Source organism: Ferrimonas futtsuensis DSM 18154 (assembly GCF_000422645.1).
In the GTDB taxonomy this organism is placed as follows: domain Bacteria; phylum Pseudomonadota; class Gammaproteobacteria; order Enterobacterales; family Shewanellaceae; genus Ferrimonas; species Ferrimonas futtsuensis.
Map to the genome: position 1 here is coordinate 175,258 of NZ_AUGL01000007.1, position 20,273 is coordinate 195,530.

At 47.6% G+C, this 20,273-nt stretch carries 15 protein-coding genes; 10 read left to right on the forward strand and 5 right to left on the reverse strand.

All coding sequences use genetic code 11. The features are described from left to right. Positions 1-2: 2 nt before the first annotated feature. The 4 genes from G505_RS20715 to G505_RS20720 are packed head-to-tail and all read left to right on the forward strand — an operon-like array spanning position 3 to position 5,457. Positions 3-1,103, forward strand: coding sequence for a site-specific integrase (locus G505_RS20715; RefSeq protein ID WP_169628190.1), 1,101 nt, complete (start codon positions 3-5; stop codon positions 1,101-1,103). Continuing rightward, positions 1,078-2,736, forward strand: a complete 1,659-nt coding sequence (locus tag G505_RS0105950) for a hypothetical protein (RefSeq protein ID WP_028108744.1) — start codon at positions 1,078-1,080, stop codon at positions 2,734-2,736. The genes G505_RS20715 and G505_RS0105950 overlap by 26 nt, the downstream gene beginning before the upstream one ends. Beyond that, complete coding sequence (locus G505_RS22995) at positions 2,729-5,065, forward strand: hypothetical protein (RefSeq protein ID WP_157509067.1); 2,337 nt, start codon at positions 2,729-2,731, stop codon at positions 5,063-5,065. The genes G505_RS0105950 and G505_RS22995 overlap by 8 nt, the downstream gene beginning before the upstream one ends. Before the next feature lie 2 nt (positions 5,066-5,067). Continuing rightward, a complete protein-coding gene (locus tag G505_RS20720) occupies positions 5,068-5,457 on the forward strand; it encodes a hypothetical protein (protein WP_035385117.1) in 390 nt (129 codons plus the stop codon). Between the two features lie 154 nt (positions 5,458-5,611). Here the strand turns inward: G505_RS20720 and G505_RS0105970 are convergent, their stop codons facing one another. Continuing rightward, the gene (locus tag G505_RS0105970) at positions 5,612-5,920 is read right to left on the reverse strand and encodes a helix-turn-helix domain-containing protein (protein ID WP_028108745.1); all 309 of its coding nucleotides are present in this window, start codon (positions 5,918-5,920) and stop codon (positions 5,612-5,614) included. A gap of 161 nt (positions 5,921-6,081) precedes the next feature. Between G505_RS0105970 and G505_RS22340 the strand changes: the two genes are divergently transcribed. Both G505_RS22340 and G505_RS0105980 read left to right on the forward strand, forming a co-directional pair. Next, complete coding sequence (locus tag G505_RS22340; protein ID WP_157509068.1) at positions 6,082-6,609, forward strand: hypothetical protein; 528 nt, start codon at positions 6,082-6,084, stop codon at positions 6,607-6,609. Between the two features lie 3 nt (positions 6,610-6,612). After that, the gene (locus G505_RS0105980) at positions 6,613-7,986 is read left to right on the forward strand and encodes a DEAD/DEAH box helicase (protein ID WP_028108747.1); all 1,374 of its coding nucleotides are present in this window, start codon (positions 6,613-6,615) and stop codon (positions 7,984-7,986) included. A 157-nt stretch (positions 7,987-8,143) separates the two neighbouring features. Here the strand turns inward: G505_RS0105980 and G505_RS0105985 are convergent, their stop codons facing one another. The 3 genes from G505_RS0105985 to G505_RS0105995 form a co-directional block, all read right to left on the reverse strand. Further along, positions 8,144-9,160 carry a GTP pyrophosphokinase gene (locus tag G505_RS0105985; protein ID WP_028108748.1) on the reverse strand — a complete coding sequence of 339 codons (1,017 nt, stop codon included), beginning with the start codon at positions 9,158-9,160 and terminating at the stop codon, positions 8,144-8,146. Position 9,161: 1 nt separating this feature from the next. Further along, positions 9,162-10,229, reverse strand: a complete 1,068-nt coding sequence (locus G505_RS0105990; RefSeq protein WP_028108749.1) for a nucleoid-associated protein — start codon at positions 10,227-10,229, stop codon at positions 9,162-9,164. A gap of 390 nt (positions 10,230-10,619) precedes the next feature. Continuing rightward, complete coding sequence (locus G505_RS0105995; protein WP_028108750.1) at positions 10,620-11,174, reverse strand: recombinase family protein; 555 nt, start codon at positions 11,172-11,174, stop codon at positions 10,620-10,622. An 865-nt stretch (positions 11,175-12,039) separates the two neighbouring features. On the opposite strand from G505_RS0105995, the gene G505_RS0106000 reads away from it, so the two are divergent. From G505_RS0106000 to G505_RS0106020, 4 genes are all read left to right on the forward strand, one after another. Then, positions 12,040-16,920, forward strand: coding sequence for an RHS repeat domain-containing protein (locus G505_RS0106000; RefSeq protein WP_157509069.1), 4,881 nt, complete (start codon positions 12,040-12,042; stop codon positions 16,918-16,920). Positions 16,921-16,961: 41 nt separating this feature from the next. Further along, positions 16,962-17,858 (forward strand): RHS repeat-associated core domain-containing protein, encoded by an 897-nt coding sequence (locus G505_RS22345; RefSeq protein WP_051215932.1) that lies wholly within the window; start codon positions 16,962-16,964, stop codon positions 17,856-17,858. 970 nt (positions 17,859-18,828) lie between these two features. Beyond that, positions 18,829-19,185 carry a hypothetical protein gene (locus tag G505_RS0106015; protein ID WP_028108752.1) on the forward strand — a complete coding sequence of 119 codons (357 nt, stop codon included), beginning with the start codon at positions 18,829-18,831 and terminating at the stop codon, positions 19,183-19,185. Positions 19,186-19,224: 39 nt separating this feature from the next. Further along, a complete protein-coding gene (locus G505_RS0106020; protein ID WP_028108753.1) occupies positions 19,225-19,827 on the forward strand; it encodes an acyl carrier protein phosphodiesterase in 603 nt (200 codons plus the stop codon). Here G505_RS0106020 and G505_RS0106025 read toward each other — a convergent pair. Further along, positions 19,824-20,252, reverse strand: a complete 429-nt coding sequence (locus tag G505_RS0106025) for an Lrp/AsnC family transcriptional regulator (RefSeq protein ID WP_245568339.1) — start codon at positions 20,250-20,252, stop codon at positions 19,824-19,826. The two genes, G505_RS0106020 and G505_RS0106025, sit on opposite strands and share 4 nt — an antisense overlap. Positions 20,253-20,273: the final 21 nt, after the last annotated feature.

A 20,273-nucleotide genomic window follows, 5' to 3' on the forward strand; every position in this document is an offset into this window, starting at 1 on the left:
CATTGACTAAACGCGCTCAGGAAGGTCAGTTTTTGACCACGGAAGAATACAAGGCCTTCAAGCGACACGCAGGCTATAGGGTATCCGAAGACAAAGGAACACTGAAAGGGAGCGTTGCACAACTGCGGTGCGTGCAAAGGCAGGTTTCCGAAAAAAAACTGGATGACATGATTCATGCCACCCACACATCCAGTGCTCAAGTGGCCGCCAACACTCGAAAATTGCGGTTACGTTTACTTCACGACTACCTCAATTATCTATTTACAACGTTTCACGCAACTGCCGCTCCTACCGCACAAGTAAGCATTACATTAGGTCAGCTCTGCAAAGCAATTCGACTCGACATCAAGAGTATTAGGAAAGATAACTGCGATGTCCGGGATCCTTATGCTCAGGCAATTCCTGATTCTACTTTTTTTAAGCTGTTGGATATCACCCGTGTGCACTCTGCTCAAAACCCTTGGAAAGGAGCGAGGTTGCGAAACCAACTCATTGTTGCCCTACTCAGCGAAACAGGTGTCAGGCGCGGTGCCTTGGCCAAGATAAAGATCAGCAATTTCAAAAGGAGAGGTGATCAGCACTACCTTTTAGTAACCCGAACTCCAGGCGACCCTACCGACTCGCGCAAACTACCTGCATCCCAAAAGACCAGAGCACATACAGCCCCCATTAGTAACTCTCTAATGAAGCTTATACGCCACTATATAAATACCGAACGGTCACAATCACAGGCCTCCTTGCAGCACGACTTTCTCTTAGTGTCGCAAAAAGGAAAAACTGCAGGAATGCCTATCGCCCTTTCTACAATAAACGGATTGTTCAATACTCTGTCTCAAAGGTTGGAGTTAAGAATCCATCCCCATCTGCTACGTCACAAGTGGAATGAAATTTTTAGCATGAAGGCCAAAGCTCAAGGGTACTCCATGGAACAGATTGAAGACCTAAGAAAATACGCCATGGGATGGTCGATTAACAGCTCAATGGGCTCTTTATACAACGAGTTTCATAATGCCATATCAGTCCTGCAAATTGCCCAAGCGCGCCAGAAGGCATTTTTGACAGACGGAGAGTGTGAGAATGTCAATAAAGCCCATTCAAAGTGACTCCACCTCTACAACTAAGCGACAGCTACTCCTTGCTAGGAACGACGCTTATGCATTTGATCCTCAGAGCAACGAATGGCTACTCGATCTTAATGATCATATCCATCTTCACTGGATTGCAGAGCGACAGTGGAGTTACGAAGGAGAGCAAACCGCTCGCAAGCTTTTGGCCTACATAGCCCAGCACTTTGCTCCATCCACAGTCAATAACTACAGTTACGCACTTAAATTTCTCACAAGCCCACTAGATTTGACTGCTCTGAAAATACAGTGGCCGAATCTACGTGACTCGCGGAAAATCTTGTTGACAAGTCTTTTGAGCCACTGGCAAGACGCCGAACTTCCTGAGCTTGCAGCATTAGCCAAGTTTGCCAAAAACCACTGCCCTCCAGTTCCACCCAAAAAGGTGTTAGACCCGGAGAAAGGCACCTACAGTGAGTATGAATACGCCTCGATCCGAAAAGAGCTGTACGCTGCGACACAAAAACAGCTTCGAAGGATTCAGGACCCTGAAATCAACCTGCTTTCACCAGAGGCATTAAGTGACTTTGGCACCCTTGTGGCACTGCAACTAATGATTGGCATCACCAGACGCCCGTGCCAATTAGTGCAAGTAAAGTGGTCAGACATTTTACCGATTGGAGCCAGCTTCTCTGATCACCGCTTTGATGCTCCCACCCCAGAGCAAGAACCTCAGTTTAGTGATGTAGATGGACTCCATGTGCGCACTTTCAGAGGAAAAGATGGTCAATTTCGTGCTGACCTGGAAAGACGTTCGCACCCTCTTTCTCCAGAGTTGTCCACACTCATCAGAATTTACCGTCAAGCCTATTTATGCACTCTATTAAGCTGCTTGAAAAAACAGCGGATAACCCTGCCTGAAACAGAACAGCAAACACTCTTCCAAAGATGCCCAGTGTTCGCAGCACCCAGCTTGTTCAAAACCGAGTTTGGCTCCAAAGCCATCCTATTCCAAGCATTGGGATCAAACTCCGAAGCATATCATTGCACCTACTCTAAATTGAATAATGCCATGAGGGTTTACCAAAAACGTCTCAACCTTACCAGTGATCGCATTGCCGATGACAAGCTACTCCTAGGCAACAATCGTCTTCGCCACCATGTACTCACCGAGGGGGCTCGCCAAGGTTTACCTTTGGCCTATTTAGCAGCCATTACCGGAGTAACGATTCACACGGTTCGAGCATATGTCGACTTATCGTTTGAAGCCCGGCTCGACATCGACGGCCGGATGGCCCTGTCTCAGGTTCTACGCAAATTTGGCAAGCAGTCTCTCGCAGAAGTTCAGCAAGAAAACTATTTCATGGTGAAGGATGAGTTTGACCAAGAACTGGGGTGGCAGCACAGTCAAATCGACTGCGCGCTGTGCCCGCACAAGCAAAATAATTGTGCTCGGCTGGCTTGCTATCCTTGTAGCAACTTTCGCCCTCACCCGAAAGGGGATCACCATCGTTCACTTGTTCTGGCTAAGCGAAAGATGGAACTCAATCAAAGGAATGGAGCTTCTAAAAGCACCCTAAAACACCTACGCCTCATAGTGCTGTACATCGAAGCCACCATCTGTGTATGCCATCAATACAACTTGGCAGAGAAAGGGGTGGGAAATGACTGAGCTAAACCAATTTATCCGGGAGCAATCAGCATTCATACATAAGTTGCAAGAGGCCAGTCTGACGGGCTGGCTTACACCGCTAGGAAAGCCAGCCAGTTGGAACGACATCGGATGGGAGTATCACTATCCTAATGGAACAAAACTAACCTGTTATTTCTGCGATCATACCGTTTTGGTGCCCAGGCGGACTTTATGTCATCAGCCGGATAAACTTCTTCCTGAAGCTGAGCGTCACCTTTTGATGGCCTATGCCATTGAGCTAAGTGCCACATGCGTAAGCCACTCGAATAAGCAAAGAAAGCACACTGCAGCAAGGCATTGGCTGGGAATCCTAGGTGACAATCCGGCCCGGGTAGGTCATGGACAACTGCTCCAAGCCTATGACCTTGTGCTTAAGAGCTGTAAACCCAAAACCCGACCTCTCAAGTTCTTTATCCAGTGGCTGAAGGATAATGGTTTGGTCCCGCATACAATACCAATGCCTCCTCAAGACTACGGAGAGGACAACCTATTAGGCGACGAAGCCATAGATCGGCTCAAGCGACAGCGTCCTAGAGATCAAAGCTTGCTAGCGCTTGGCGCTATCACTCACCACACGATTCCACCAGATCGTGATCGCTGGGCATTGCACCCACTCTCCCTACAACGAGACGCCCTTACTTGCGCCATCGCCACTCTGGCAATGAGCTCTCCCAATCGTGTAGCAGCAGAGCAAACTGTACTAGCTAAGCAATCTTTGAGATGTGAAACCCGAAGAAACAAATCAAATAAGCTACAGAAGGTCTATTCGTTGGTTTGGAGTGGTTCAAAAGGTATCGGAGATTTTCAGAATCACATACTGGCAGAGATGGCAGAGGGCGTAGCCCGCTGCCTTAATTACTTTGCTAAAGCCTGTGAGCCCGGTCGAATACTAGCTCGCTTTTACTCCTCACCTTCACGGCCCCTACGCACACTCTTAGGAAGCTATACGCCTTCAGGTGATTTGCTCAGCAAACTGAACTTAAATCCAGAACAGCCCATCAACATGTTTCACTTAGGGTATCTACTTGGCTTTTATAGTGAATCTGAGGAAGTAATCACAATCAATAAAAGTGCTCAAAACCCTAGCCCAGCTCCGCACGAGTTCTCGAACAAAGTCCAGCATGAGAACAAGCCCGTCTGGCAACTATCCACAAGAGACCTCATCATCAATGATAGCCACAATATATCGACTCTACTGGGGGTAAAATTAAGTCCGAAAACACTATCATCCCTGCTGGGTATTCACTCAAACAGTATCACAGTTACCGAGCTTCAATCTCATTGGATTGAGCATATCTATCATCATCTTCTTCCAGGTTTCCCTATAGGCCGCAACCGCTCAAAACACAATAGGATTCGTTATGACCAAGCCCTTTTTTGCCTACTCGGAACTCAGTTTTATCTGAACGGAAAAACAGCTGGAAACTACCCTACCTGCAGAAGTCCATACAGTTTAGTTCCGATTTCAGCAATCGGTAACCATGTCTCCTCATCGTTGAGCTCAATGCAACGAGGAAAAAACATCTTCGAACGTCATGGCTTTGATCGAAGCTTTGGACTCACTCCGCACCAATTTCGCCATTGGTTGACTGATGAAGCAGACCGACGCGGTGTAGTCCAAACCATAAACAACCTGTGGGGTGGGCGCAAAAATCCAGATCAGTTGCTGCATTATGTGCACACGACTCATGGTGAGCACGTTGATAAGATAAGTGAAATTTTACTAGTCGATGAAACTGTTCCTGAAAAAGACCACATCAATATCAGGCTCGCAACCATCGACAAGTATAAAACTGCCACCATGACTCAAGCGAGTATTACGTCCACGGGAATCTGCACTCAAGATCTTGTTACTTCCCCTTGTGACTATCTCAATGATTTCGAGACTCAATGCACCCTTTGCTCCAAGTGTGGCACCATCAAAGGTGATAAGTTGGCGACAGACTTATTAAGGAAAGATGAAGAAGTGCAAAAACGCAGACTAAAAGAAGTAAGTTGCCACCCTAATTTTCCGGCTAGTAACAGTATGCAGGAATGGTATCGCCGGCACTTCGTGAATACTTCTATCCTCGCCGAATTAAACAGCACGATTGCCGACCCTTTGATCACTTCAGGCTCACTGATCCGTATTTTGCCAAACAAGAAAGAGATCCGTATCTCAGACTTGGTAAAACGTACGATTGAACGTCGAACACTGTCACTACCATGTTCTAAAGAAGCACTTGCGGCAGCATTAGATTTACACCGACTTTCGCCATCTGAAGATAATCCGATGGCTGGCATTCAAGCTTTACTTAATAAGGAGTGATCGTGGTCGCACCCGCATTGAATACCAAGCAAGTTCGGGAAGTGGAAAGAATACTCATCAGTTGGAGTACTAAACTAACCTGGCAGCTATTAGTTGAACGCATCGAAATCGAGCTTGAGATTGCAGTAACGCGGCAAACGCTCAGTAAGTACAGAGCCATTCAGTCGGCCTATAAGCTCAAGAAGCAGGCTCTAAGAGGCCAGCCCAATCATGATTTTATCGAGTTTACTCAGAAGAATGTGGACACATACCAATCCCTCAGAGCAGCAGAAGCGAAAGTAGCCGTATTGCAAAGACAGATCGACGCGCAGCTGGTATTCATCCAGAAAATCTTTGAGGAAGCAGACAGCTACCCGCAGCTCAGAGCTCTTCTCATTAAACTAGCCGACTAAGCCTTCTAAAAATGTGTAGAACAGAAAGATAGGAAGCACGCCACCATTTCTAATGATCACTGTCACCTCTCCATCAACTGACACTGGATAGTCCAATCACTTAGTGATTGCACCCCTTCGAGTTCCAGCTATTCATGCCAAATACAGATATCTTCTAATCTTTGCCTTTGATCTTTTCTAGAAGCGAACGTCTCTCTTGCTCAGTCATTCCCTCTATCAGTCGTATTAGCTCCGCAGAAGACTCTGCTTGACAGAAGAAGTACGCAACCGGCACACCCAACTCCTTGGCTATTCGTTCCAACGCCTCGAAATCTGGAGTATGACGCCCCTTTTCATAATGATTCATGCGGCTGCTTGCAGAGCTTGGCTCCAGACCAATTCTGAGGCCCAGTTCCCTTTGGCTGATGCCAATCTTCTGTCGTGCCTGCTTAAGACGGATAGGCAGGGGGTTACGGTTTTGCACTGACGGTTCATCTGATTTGGCCTTTGGAGCTTAGATTGTCTAAGTTTTACATTATTCGGTATACTTAGTAATCCTAAGCATGGATGATGCAGGTGTCTACTGTGCGACACCGCGAATGGAGTAAAACTGATAGGCGATAATTATTTGATAGGTAGAATGTTTTGGCTAAACGTCAATCAATGAGACTTGATCCTGGCTTGGTTACACTGCTTCTAGAGCAACAATCCGAAGCCTTCACGATGCAATCCCTAGTGAATCTTTATGCCGAAAAATTCGGCCTAGGTGATAACGCCTCGATATCCGAATTGCGAAAGTGGCTCTATCGCCGCGTCGTGTACTTAGTCAAACGAGAGTTCTTGGTCAAACTCGCTCAAGATGGTGAAGCAGCTGAGTATCAAGTAACCTCTTTATTTAAAAAGGCATTTCCCCAGGACCAATTGGGTTACGTTGCACACGATCTAGCCAGTTCTGCTCAATTGGATGAATTAAAGCACCGCTTAAGCCAATACCATGTTGATATGTTGGCTTGCGCTGGCGAATGCAAGGAGTACCAACGTTTAGTTACTGAGTTCCCACAACTGCGCCCAGAAATCGAACAGTTACACCAGACCGCCAAAGACCGAAGCTCAGAGTTATTGGGGCAGATTCGAGCCATCAACAATCTCCTCCAACAGCCCTCACCAAACTAACATATGAAACTCAGATCATGGCAGAGTGAGTGCGTAGAACTTGCTCTTACACGCTTTCGTGTGCATCCCCACTTTATGTGTCTTGCTACTCCTGGTGCAGGAAAAAGTGTGATGTCAGCAGAATTAGCTGCAAACCTCTACAGAGCAGGAATGATCGATTTCATTCTTTGTTTTGCTCCCTCAAGAGAGGTCTCAGACGGGCTCGCCCGGACATTCGAGCATCGCCTTGGAAGGCGATTTGACGGGCACATAGGTGCAATCGGCGGAGCCTACACATACCAATCAATGGCTTACCTAGGATCGAAGTTCTGGGAGATGCTTGATCGATACCGAGTATTTGTCGTCTTCGATGAAATCCATCACTGTGCAGGAGCCAACCGCAGTAATACAAACACTTGGGGCAAAGAGATACTCGAACACATTCAAGATCGAGCAGCTTACACTTTGGCACTAACCGGTACGCCATGGCGCTCAGATAAACGGCCTATCGTGCTTTCTCGCTACGGTTCGGACGGCATAAAGTGTGATTATACATACGGCTTGCGAGATGCTGTTTTCGACAATGTCTGTCGTAAACCAAACATAGTACTTATCGACAACGACAGGCTGGCTATTGAAGAGCAAGGAGAGCGCCAAGAGTTTGCAGGTATCTCCGCTTTTTTAACTGACTCGAAAAAGGCTTACAGATCAATATTGAACAACGATGCAGCACTACACCACTGCTTAGAGCTAGGTGTTAAGAAGCTAAATCACCTCAGGAAAAGCACTCCTTCTGCTGCAGGTCTAGTCGTGGCTTCCTCCGTTTCACACGCTAGAAAGATTGAACAGATCCTGAGAGGACAACTCTCACAATCCGTGAATCTTGTAACCTACAGGGAAGAGAACCCACAGCGAATCATCAATCGATTCAGACTAGGTGATCAGCCTTGGATAGTGAGTGTGGGCATGATCAGCGAAGGCACAGACATACCCCGCATCCAAGTATGTTGTCATTTGAGCTCCGTCACCACGGAACTGTACTTTCGCCAAGTACTTGGGAGGGGCATTCGAAAAACACAAGAATGCGACGGAGAGACTTGGCTGTACACATTCGCAGAACCAAAAATCGTTGAATATGCCAATCGCATTGCCGAAGATCTTCCCGAGTATGAGGTTCTCTTTCAAGGTGCCGAGGCTAATTCGACCAAAGACGCCCCTAGACAACTGTGTACTTTAATGCCAGTGACCAGAAACACTTCAAGCACTGAGGAGGCTAACCCTCTTGCAAGTGGAGAGTGGATAAGCGAAATGTTGTTGCCTAATGCTGTCGAAAAGCCACACTCGATGGAATTTCTTGGTACCTTCACTCAAAAGCTCTGTGGGCTCATCCTTCCTTGAACCTAAAAAAGCATGAGCACACCCACACTTTAACGAAGATGCATACCCATACCCCTGACCGACAAGCCGGGTTCTGTCGTGAACAATCATTCCTCTAGGCCCAGGCTCTAGCGCCTAATGCTTCGCAGTGTACCCAAGCGTGTACCAACCAACATATTTAAGTTTCAGCCCAGTTTGGAGCAAGACCCAAGTCATTGAAAACACGCTGCAACAGAACAAAATCAAATGGCCAGTGATTCTTAATTGCAATCGTGAAACGATAGGACAAAAAATAGACAAGCAAGATGAAGGGCGATTTGAATTCAATCCCTGCTTCAGCCCCAATGTGACCCTTAATTCTTTCAGCAATGAACAGATTCTCAGGCTCATCGAGAAACGTCTGAAATGCCTCGACAGATGTTCTTGCTAGCAGTTCTCTAAGTGCATCAATAAACAGTTCGCTGTTTTTGTTTTCGTACAGCATTTCACAGTCAGACAGCCTTACTTCAGATTCTTCGTTAACTGCTTCGAGCCAACGCTTTACGTCTATCGACGCCTCTTCCAAGGCCCTTTTAGCGTTGCAAAGTAAGTCATCCGTTGTTTCCATCAAAGCCATGCTTTTTGCAAAGCAACGATGAACTTCTGGAGATGCCTTTATGTTGCCTTTGTAGATAGTGTCATGAGCGAGCTCTGCATAAGCATGCTGAAGCAAAGTCCTTAGTTGAACTTCGCAAGGCGTTCCCGCCTTAACATCAACCCCTTGATACTGAAAGTCATTTGCCGCCTTCACTATGTAATGAACGGATTGATAATCAAACATCCTAGGGTCATCATCTTTCCACTCATCAAACTCTTTATCTTTCGAGTAAGACCAAGCATCACTGGATTCAACGATGTTAGACAGCAGGTCAAGCTGCTCAGTAAGCAGAACAACAAACCTGATACCAGCCTTGTCCGTAATCTCCCTATATGGGTCCCTATACCTTCCCCGCTTCCGTATAAAGGCTTTGGCTACTAGCGAGTCTACTGTCTTTACTCGTCCCGTTGGAGGTATCTTGACGCACTCATAGTATGCGGCTTGAGTTTTAAGCCGCCCCTTGATTGACCCGTTGATTGTTTCCTTTACAAAGTCAGCCCACGCTTGGTACATGGGCCTTTCTGACTCATAAAGTGCAATAAAATCAGCTTGATTCATCTTACTGTTGCTCGGTGAGCTGTCCCTGAATCCGAACCGTAGTATGCTCCGCAGTTGACTCTAAGATGGTAATCATCTCTTCAAAAGATTCTGCTGGAGCAGTCAATTTAACACTAGTTGAAAAATTCATCTTCCGCGTTGCTAATCTGCGTTTGATAAGCTGAGTATCTTTCTGAATGGCATTCTGAGGGAAGTTCTTGTTTCTCATGAAGAAGCTGTAATCATCCCTTAACTCCTCATTCATAAACTGCTCTGCAAAGCCTGCCACATGAATCGTGGTCCCTTGGTCTGTTTTGAGATAAGTATTCAACGCCTGCTGCAGGTCTACTTTCATCTCATTTGAAATGTCAACGTCACCGATAAACTCTTTGGTATACTCAAAAAAGTCTCTAGTACGCTGCTCTGCGTTCTCAGGGATTCTTAAGCCCAGAAAGCTAGAATAGAAGTAACGGGCAGCCTTCCTGTCATCCTTGGCCTTGATGTTGCTATCAAACACATACGCCTCAAAGTCACCAGTATTGCGGGGGGACTCGCCTATGCTGTCTTGAGCCAATTCAACGAAGACACCCACTTTGTACAGCTTCGCTTGAGGTGTAAGGATAAGGCTTTCGATATACTCAATCAGAACCCTGTCATCTACTTCCTTTTCTATGAATCCTGCTTGCTGCTCCGCTTTGACAATGAACAAACATCGTTTATTTGAAGCTCCCGCAGTACCTTCAATAATAACCAAGGTACCTCCAGGCCAACTGCGATTAGTGTGCGCAGCGGTATGCAGCCTTGCGATTTCTGCGGAGTTGCTGATGAATTCTTCGGCACTTACACCAAGCAATCGCGTAGCCTGATGGAAACAGCCCACCTCACCAGTTTGAGCAACATCCATCTGTAAACTGTGAGAGTTTGAACCCAGAACCTTAGTGATGCGCTCTTCTAATTTCTGACGCCCATTGACAGCCAGCTCTGTGAGTGAAGTACTCAGAAAGGGTTCAACAGCTCCTTCTTCATCAGGCTGATAAACGTTATGAAGGATGACTCTAGAAAAGCTTAAGTTCTTGAATTCGAATGACATAAATGCATCTCCGTTGCTCTTTCTTGGGGCAGCGAGTCTTCCTGACAGGCTTGAGGCGTTCTCTTGCGCTGCTCTGGCAGTACATCTCAATATGCCGATGGCAGCCGCCACAAAGAGCTGAATTAACTTGAAGTTTAAAACGGGACTAGACTATTCCTGACTCAGCATAGCCACAATAGCCTAGGTCAAACTTTTTGAATAAAAACCATACTTTTACAAACTGATAAAGACCACCAGATGGAGCCCCATATCTGCCTCTCTCCTTCCTTTTCCGGCGTACAACAGCTGAGAGTCGAACAACAACAAAGCCCAAGCAAAAGTCAATTAAAATCAACAGCTTACTCACCGACCGGAGCAAAAGAATACTCTAGATTTACTGTTGAAAAGTGGCTAAGTATTACCTTTTTCAATGTTCCCTATCGTCGCGCGACTAACCCCATACTCTTTACTCAAATCCATCTTGGAAACGCCCTGAGAGAGCTTCTGACGCACTTCCTCCCTTTGTGATGGGGTTAGCTTGGGTTTGCGCCCTCCATAGTTCCCTGAGGCTACCTTGCCCTCCTGCGTGCGGGATACAATGAAGTTTCTCTCCATCTCAGCAAACATCCCTAGAAGTTGAATCATCGCAGTATTCATAGGTTCACTGTTGGCTGTATCAATGTTCTGGTCGATAGCTACCAGATTCACTCCTTTATCTCTCAGTGATTCAATGGTCACGAGTACCTGCGAGAGGGAACGCCCAAACCTATCCAGCTTGGTAACAACCACTGTGTCACCCTCTCTTGCGTATGCCATCAGTTCATCTAAGGCTGCCTTGTTAGTATCAGCCTTACCTGAGCGCTTTCCCTGAAACACCCTCTCACATCCATATTCACTCAACCGCTCAACCTGAATGGTTAAGTCCTGCTGAACAGAGCTGACTCTCGCGAATCCCAACAAAGCCATATTGACACCCCTCCAACTGTCAAAATCTTTTGAGATTTTAACATCTGTCGCCAGGGTGCCAGAAACTCATATCCGAGTGGTTGTGACAGTGTCAACTTGACTGGGAAGAGTTTTTGACACACCTGATGCACATCAACATTCTTGAATCTGAAGAACCCTCAGGTCTTGTCGCCTCCAACTAGTTCTATAGCAAGCATCAATTTCAGACCAAGACCACGTTAATCATCTCACATAATGTCAGCGATTCTTGCCACCACAATCCAGTCGTTGATGATAGTTACCTTCCTACAACCTGAGGCTAACCACATAGTCCCTCCAGACTTTACGGCATCTCTACAACTCCCCCATAGTCTTGGGAGTGCTGATACAAGAGCAAATCCCGAACGTCAACGGTTCATTTGAATCTGTGGGGGTATCCAGCAAAACCACAACAACAACCGGTTGATCTTTCAGCAACAACCGTGCAACCATAAGCAACTCTGATGGCTGGGTTGTGAATTGCTATTTGATCACTCCAAGCACTGAAATCTTCGCTGATGAAAAAGCATTGTGAGAACCTGCCGTTTCACAATCGGCGGAGCTTGGCCAAAATTGCAGCTTATGATTTTGCGACAATTTATAAATCATACAGTTAAATGTTAGTGATTACTAACACAGCGCCAGTAAATTTGATTCAAATCAAAATCGTAAGCGCTTAATTTAGGATTGCCTAATCTTTAGCGGTCCTTCATCAAAAATATAAATCTCAACTCAATAACCAGATGGTTCCAATTCAAATCTTTTGAAATGAGAAACCACAATAAGTCAATCATCTTCACTCACGACACAAAATCTAATGATCGATAAACACAACAAGGAGTAGTTTGTGACAACTAATAAGAAGAGAGCAGTTCATGTATTGCTCATGGCAGCTTTTGCCTGCAGTGCAACTGCAATGGATAGTATAGAGCCAGGTGATTCAAGTTACCCGCAGCTAGAAGTAAGGGACTATGGGTATAACTTCCTAGAGAAGAATGACATAAAAGCCGACATCCCCACACTGACTACGAGCCTACTTGGGGATAAGATTGATTATTTTTCAGGGAGCATATCGTTTGAACAGGTTGACGTGTCTATTCCTGGTAACTTTGACATTCCAGTAAATATAACGCGAACACTGGGTGATCCAGACGGATGGCACCGTGGAACCCGAGAGTTTGGTAACTGGAGCCTATCCATCCCACATATAAGCTCAACCTACATTACAGATAAAAGCGGCAATTACAAAACCGCATATTGGCCTAACGGAAAAGCTTGTCGCAGTCAGCTAAACTCTAATCCTAAATTTAGTGCACAAAGCGGTAGCTTTGGCACGATTTTATGGTCCTACTCTGCAGATGGTGACAACTACTGGAGTGGCGATTCCCTCTCAATCCCAGGTCATGGCTCGGTAAAGTTCACCGAAAAAGTAGGAGATAGCACCCATAAACGTTACAACAAAAATAATTGGCCAGTATCCTGTTATGACACGCCTGCAGGCCATGAGGGATTTATTGTCACTACCGACAACGGCAACACCTATACTTTTAGCCAAAGAAAGGATGTAGAAAGCATCAAGCCGTTTAATCTTGTGCCGGCATCCAGTACTGTACCCTGTGAAGATGGAAGCTCTTTAAATCCGTGCTCCCCAGAAACATTATCCATTCCTGGTGATGCTCCTGAAAGCGCTCAGCACAAAATGTTTCGCACCTTTATGCTAATTAGCAAGGTTGAGGACATTCATGGGAATTGGGTAAAGTACGAGTACCACACCAACGGAAACTTGAAAAGAATCCACTCAAGCGATAACCGAGAAATCACTCTTACTTACAACCCAGAAGGTTATGTCGAACAAATCACTGCCAATGATAAGGTCTGGAATTACAATTACGACTTTTATAGCTTACCAACCCTAGAAAGGGTAACGCTACCAGACAATACCCATTGGGATTTTGAGTACGACAAACATTCCTCGGGTGGTAATGGCATGTGGCATCGCACTTACCACTTGCTGAGTGCTCAGGCTCCAGTTGGGGGGATTGGCTGCATTGAAACAGGTGCCCAAGAGTACATATCCATTAAGCACCCTCAAGGTGCAAAAGGAACCTTTACCCTGCAGCGAATATGTCATGGCACTTCCAACGTGCCTAAGATCCACAAATTCAACTCGCAACTGCGCACCTACGAGACTTATTGGATCGAGCCTGAAAAACAGCTTCATTCTATTGTGACTAAGTCCCTAGATCTAAATGGCGATGAGCCGTATGTCTGGAATTACCAGTATAGCCGCAAGAAAGGCGTTTTTCGGGGAGACACTCCGGGGAGCGACTCCAAGTTCACTTCGGACATATCTGGACTCAACACTGCTGACTACAACCGCACTACTGTCATCTACCCAGATAACAGCACGAAGATGATGTACTTCGATCGGCGCCACGGTTATAGCTATGGCAATATGACCCATGAGGTCAGCTATTCACCAACTGGCACCAAGATGCAGTTGGTAACCCACAGCTACGAGGATGGTAACGATTATGGCTCTACTTTAGAGTACTTGGAGGTAGACTACACTGAAGATAATTTTGCCGGAATCGACCTTTATGAAGGCTGGAGTGCCACCAAACAACAGCGCAAGACCTCTGTGGTTACTCAACTCTATGATGGCGGAAGCTCGACCGACTATGCTAGCTACTTCTCTGACTTTAACCAGTATGACCGCCACCGGATAACTAAGCAGCAAGGTCCGTCAGGCACTCGCTATTTCAAGGTTGACTTCCTCCACGATACAGCTAAGGGACTACTCAACCTTCCAATCAAACACTACGTATCAAGTTCCCAAAGCTTCGGTTCTCCCTTTAAGGAAACTGTGTACAAGAGTGGCACCAATCTGCCCTATCTGGAGAAGGTATTTGGCCAGACCCTGAGAACCAATGAATACAACACTGATGGAACTCTAAAGAAAATTAGCTATGACGGCTCAAATCGTTACGAGTCTTTCAGTAACTATTATCGTGGCAAACCCACAACTGTAACCCTCCCCTGTGCTGCTACGAATGGCTGTGGCACAGCCAATGGCAGCAACGCCAATACCATAATCGCCAAGCTGGAGGTGAATCCTGATGGTACGACCAAAAGCGTAACCGACTTCAAAGGCAATAAAACCTCCTACACATACAACACCGTCGGTTGGTTAACGGGAGTGAACTTTGCCGACAGCAGTTGGGCAGATAAGTCCATTGACTATCATGTGGTTACTGCAGCTAACGACGGTCTACTCGGCAGTAGCATTCCCATCGGAAGCTTGCGCCAAACCATCTCTCAAGGCAACTTGCGCAGTATCTCCTACTACGACTTACTGCTGAGGAAGATATTCACTGTCGAAAAGGATGTGACCATTTCTGGTACCACCCGTTACCAGCATTTTGAGTACGACCATGATAATCGGCAGACTCTGGCATCCATGCCAAGCACCGCAGTACTCGACAGGACAGACATAAAGAGTGAGTACGATGCCCTAGGCCGATTGGCCAAGCAGATCAGAACCGATAACAACAGCGTCAGCAGCATCACTCAAAAAGTCTATCTATCGGAAAACCGTATCCAGGAAATCGATGCGCTTGGTAATGTAATCACCACCAAATTTCGGGCATTTTCCTCTCCAGGATACGATATGGCCATTCACATCGATGCGCCAGACAGTGATGCCATCTCCATTGGCTATAACCTCTACAATCAGATTACCAACATTGAGCAAGGAGGCATTACCGAGTCACGCTACTACGATACCCTGCAGCGGTTGTGTAAATCCTATCGCCCTGAGTTGGGTGCCTCGGTATTTGGTTATAACACACAACGCCAACTTGCCTGGCGAGCCGAGGGGGCATCTGTATCCAGCAGCGGCTGCAGCACCAGTGGCTTAAGCTCTAGCCAGCAAGTGCATTATGGTTATAACAACCTCGGCACTCTCTCACTGGAAAACTTCCCTGACAGCACGGGTGATAAAACCTACGGTTATGACGAAAATGGCAACCTGACTTCTCTGGGTAACGGTTTTAGCAATTGGAGTTACGGCTACAACAGTCTGAACCTATTGCGCACTGAAACTCTGTCTGTAGATGGTAAGAGCTATGGTGTAGTGTGGGATTACGACGCCTTAGGACAACAGTCTTCTGTTACTTACCCCTCAGGCCGCATTGTAGATCTACAACCCAACGCCTTAGGTCAGCCAACCCGTGCAGGCAATTACGCCACGAATGCCAAATACCATCCAAGTGGAGCTCTGACCAGCTTCACCTATGGTAATGGAGTTAACTACAGCCAAAGCTACGACTCTTTCGGACGGCCAGAACTGTTGGAACATAGTGGTAGCCAGGATGTAGTCTCTCTGACATACGACTATGACAATGCAGACAATCTGATTGGACTTACTGATGGAATCGAATCGTCCAACAGTCTCTACAGTTTTGACTATGATGGTTCTCACCGCCTGACTCAAGTTCGAGGCTCTTGGGGCCTAGCTAACTTTAGTTACGATGGTCAGGGCAATTTGCTGACCAAGGCATTAGGTAATCAGTCTCTCACGTTGACTTACGATACGGACAAGAATCGTCTTGCCTCTATAAGTGGCAGCAAGGCACAGAGCTTCAGTTACGACAATCGCGGAAATACTACCAATAACGGTCGTTTTTCCCTTACCTACAACCTGGGTAATATGGTCACCAGCGCCAATGGCAACCAGTATACCTACGATGGCCAGGGCAAACGGATAAAGACTGTCTCCGCTGCTGGGAAAACCACCTACTCACTCTACTCCCAAGGAGGGAAATTACTTCATAAAGCCGATCCTGCATCGGCAACTAAGAAGAGTACCGATTACGTTTATCTGGGCAACAAACTAATTGCCAAGGTCGACAACGCACCGGATATCCCAGCTACTCCGTCTTCTATAATTACCCCCAGCACAGACACCAATGGTTCGTTTTTAGTGAGTTGGTCTTCGGTCACCGGTGCATCCAAGTACACCCTGTCTGAGCAAGTTAATAGTGGAACCTGGAAACAAATCGACGGAAACCTGACATCAACATCTAAAACTATCTCAGGCAAAAACACTGCCACCTACAGATACCGAGTCAATGCGTGCAATGTTTCGGGTTGCGGAAGTTATAAGTACAGTAGCAATACTACGGTCGTACGCACTCCAGGTTCTATTAGCTACCCCAGCAGCACCGCCAATGGCAGTGCCACCATCTCTTGGAGCTATGTCTCCGGAGCGACAAGTTACCAGCTGCAAAGACTCTCCAGCAGCAAATGGAGCACCGTATACAGCGGTTCCTCCACCTCAAAAGCACTGTCAGGAATGTCTGCCGGAAGTTATCGATTCCGTGTACGTGCTTGCAAAGACAGTATTTGCGGCAACTACAAAGAGAGCTACTCAGTACTCAAAGTTATTTCGCCAAACGTTAACCTGCGCTGGCTTCAGAGCTCAGTGCCAACCGTTGCCAGCGATGCTCAAGTTTCTTGGACTGCAGACGGGGCGGACTACTGTACTAGTAATGACTTCGAAAGAGGCAAAACGTTAGCGGCTTCAGGAACTGCCTGGGCCACTGCCTTCAGCTACCCCACTTCTACAGTCAGCATCACCTGTTATTGGGGAAGCATTTCAAAAACAGATTCTGCGTCTATTCAGGTGGATAGCAACAGCATTGGTGGAGGAGGGTTTGGATTCTAACCCTCACTTACCCACCCTGGTTTTGATATAAAGGAACATATATGAACTTTTTACGAACAACTTTAATACTGCTGCTGTCAATGATGACGACACTGCAGTTGGCAGTGGCAGAAACCGTCACCTATGTTCACACCGACGCACTTGGCTCACCTGTGGCTGAAACCGACTTCAGTGGCAAGATCCTTTGGCAAGAGCACTACTCGCCCTATGGAGAGCGAGTCAACAACTCATCCTCAACAAACGATATCGGTTTTACCGGCCATGAATTCGACCTTGATACCGGTCTGACCTATATGCAGGCTCGATACTATGATCCAGTCATAGGTCGGTTCTACTCCAATGATCCTTTAGGATTCAGAGATGTACATAGCTTTAATCGCTATGCATATGCGAATAACAATCCATATAAGTACGTTGATCCTGATGGTAGGTACGTGAGAGTTGCGCATGTTTCTCCAGGTTTTGGGTTAGGCGCTGCCGGACACACATTCCTGGGTAACGGTGACAAAGCGTATTCAACAGCTATAAACGTATCTGGATTAGCTGTTGGTAATTTTGACAGTGTTGTACAAGGGTATTTAAAGTCGGGACGAAACGTGACAGTATATACATTGGAGCGTCAAAGCTCATCGGTTATGGAGGGCAAGATTAACGACATATTAAAAGATTATGACCCGGGAGTATATTTCCCGTTGGGAAATAATTGCTCCGATGCAGTTGTTGATATTCTTAACAAAGCAGGAGCAATGGAAGGCAATACTTCCCAGTTAGGAGCGCTCACACCCGATGGTACTGCTAACTCCCCTACATCAGTTAACGGATACCTTAACCAGGAGTTTCAAGCAAATCAAGGTCACGGAGTGGTGAAGGGTTTGCAAGTTCACAGGGTCTCTGGCCGAATCGAGTCTAAGAAATTGGAGAAAGAGTTAGATGATTAAAAGGCAGATTATTAGAATTATTCTAATTCTATTGTTCTTCGTTATATTTCTTTATATTTTGTCGATGCCTCTTGATATGAGCCTGTTTCAAGAGATTAATTAAGGATAAGACAGAAAGAGCCCCGCTCGCGGGGCTTTTTTCTGTCTGCTTGTGGCCAATTCTGAGCGGAACGCTGGCCAACCTGGGACGAACGGGTGGCCAGTTTTGGCCGGAACAGTGGTCGAGTTGGGGTGGAATATACAATTGCCTCCGCTTACATCTAGGCCCTTCGACAGCTTGAGCTCTGCGAAGCAGATATAGCGAGCCGTATCATGCAAACCCTGAGTGTTCGTCTTTGAGCTCAAGTTCGCCGGAGAGCCAAAACAGAAGCGGGGATCATCTCAGTGATGTGGCGCCATATTCGTACCCTCCGACGCATTCTGATTGATCATGACATAAGGTCATTCAATCAGGAGCAACGACTATAACTGGCGCCGCTGCGGTCATTGGTCGACAAGCTACGGTATGACTCCTTATTACTCAGAATCGGGACTCGGTGAAAGAAGAGCCGCTGGTGACTATGAACTTTATTTCGGGTGAGCCCTGACCTGAGACGCAAATCGGACTCTGCATGGCTGCCCAGCATCAGGCTTTATTACTTTCCTACAAATAGTCAAATCGAATAGCAGTGATGGACGACTGTACAAGTCGTAAGCCTGCCAGAATGAAAGGGCGATTTTGTAAAGGTCAATGTTGAAATTAGCTTCCTAAGGTCTTGCTTTAAGCACACCTTTACATTCTTTTATTATTTTGTACATATCGAAAACTTTAAAGTGGGCAGTTATGGCTTGGCTTGGCTGACCTAGATTTCTTTCATACTTACCTAAGCTTGGGTTTTTATAGAGATATCTATCTTTACCCACCCAGAACCGCGGTTGACACTCTCCTCCATAGAATAGGAGCTCCTGATTCAAAACGGAGAGACCCACCATGCGCAACCTGATCCTTTCCCTGCTGCTGGCGCTGCCGCTGACCCTGCAGGCCGGTGAAGCCAACGAACTGGCCCAGGAGATGACCGACCGCCTCACCCAGGCCCTGTCGTTGACCGAGTCACAACAAGCCGAGGTCCTGGCGCAGCAGACCCGCTTCAGTGACACCCTGCTCTCCCTGAAACAGAGCGGCGGCAGCCGCCGTGACAAGGGACGGCAGATGCGCGATGCCGCCGCAGCCAGGGATGACGCGCTCAAGTCGGTTCTCACCGAGGCACAGTGGCAGGAGTATGAGGTGATTCGCGATGAGCAGAAACAGCAGATGCGCGAGCAGATGAAACAGCGGCGCAGCAACTGAGGCCTTGCCGCTGCCGCGCCCGGGGGCTAAGGTGGGTCCATGAACTTCCTGGCCCACCTGCATCTGGCCCACATTACCGACACCAGCCTGGCCGGCGCCCTGGCCGGGGATCTGGTCAAGGGCCCCATCGACCACCTGCCCCAGCCTCTGCAGCAGGGGATCTGGCTGCACCGTCAGTTGGACAGCCACATCGATGCCCAACCGCAGATGCAGGCCCTCAGGGCGCTGTTCCCCCACCCCTACCGTCGCACCGCCGGCATCCTGCTGGACATGGCGTTCGACCACCAGTTGGCCAGTCACTGGGCCGGTTACCATGGGGACTCATTAGATCATTTTTGCCGGCAGAGTTACCACACCCTGCTGACCGACCCTCAGCTTCCCCAGGTTGGCCACCGGCTGGTCAGCAACATGGCCAGGGGCGACTGGCTGGGCAGTTACCGCTACCGCGAGGGGATCACCCTGGCAGTTAAGGGGATCAGTCGCCGCCTGAGCCGGCCGCAGCTGCTGGAAGGAGGCGACAGCGTGCTGTGGCAACACCAGGACGTTATCTTCGACACCTTCGAGGAGCTCTACCCCCAGATGATGGACTATGCCCGCCAGAGGGCGCTGGAGTGGCCGGGAATCCAGGATTCGGTGGGCTAGAGCCACTCATTCATCACCACGTGGGTGGTGATCTTCACCACCGAGGGCAGATCGTTGATCTCGGCGCGAATCTCGTGGAGGCGCTGCATCGAGTCCATCTTGACGAACACCAGCAGATCGATGTGGCCGCTGATGCCGTGGCAACTCATCACCTCGGGGATCTGGCGAATCACATCGATGATGTCCAGGCAGCTCTTATCCTCATGGATGATCTCGAAGTAGGCACTGATCCCCGACAGCATGGATTGCTGGATCTGGGCCCGGTAGCCCCGAATCACCCCGCGCTGCTCCAGCTTCTTGATCCGTTCTGACACCGAGGAGCGCGCCAGATTGACCTTGTCGGCGATGGCGGCCACCGGCTGACGCGCATCCAGGCGCAGCTCCGCCAGGATCGCCTGATCGAATGAGTCCAGAGTTTGGGGCATCGGTTTTCTCCTGTCGGTGAC

Excerpts from the sequence above, each read along its gene's own strand:
- G505_RS0105990 (WP_028108749.1), bottom strand. The coding sequence starts at position 10,229 with ATGTCATTCGAATTCAAGAACTTAAGCTTTTCTAGAGTCATCCTTCAT.
- G505_RS0106025 (WP_245568339.1), bottom strand. The coding sequence starts at position 20,252 with ATGCCCCAAACTCTGGACTCATTCGATCAGGCGATCCTGGCGGAGCTG.
- G505_RS22345 (WP_051215932.1), top strand. The coding sequence starts at position 16,962 with ATGAACTTTTTACGAACAACTTTAATACTGCTGCTGTCAATGATGACG.
- G505_RS0106015 (WP_028108752.1), top strand. The coding sequence starts at position 18,829 with ATGCGCAACCTGATCCTTTCCCTGCTGCTGGCGCTGCCGCTGACCCTG.
- G505_RS0105985 (WP_028108748.1), bottom strand. The coding sequence starts at position 9,160 with ATGAATCAAGCTGATTTTATTGCACTTTATGAGTCAGAAAGGCCCATG.
- G505_RS22995 (WP_157509067.1), top strand. The coding sequence starts at position 2,729 with ATGACTGAGCTAAACCAATTTATCCGGGAGCAATCAGCATTCATACAT.
- G505_RS0106020 (WP_028108753.1), top strand. The coding sequence starts at position 19,225 with ATGAACTTCCTGGCCCACCTGCATCTGGCCCACATTACCGACACCAGC.
- G505_RS0105980 (WP_028108747.1), top strand. The coding sequence starts at position 6,613 with ATGAAACTCAGATCATGGCAGAGTGAGTGCGTAGAACTTGCTCTTACA.
- G505_RS0105950 (WP_028108744.1), top strand. The coding sequence starts at position 1,078 with ATGTCAATAAAGCCCATTCAAAGTGACTCCACCTCTACAACTAAGCGA.
- G505_RS0105995 (WP_028108750.1), bottom strand. The coding sequence starts at position 11,174 with ATGGCTTTGTTGGGATTCGCGAGAGTCAGCTCTGTTCAGCAGGACTTA.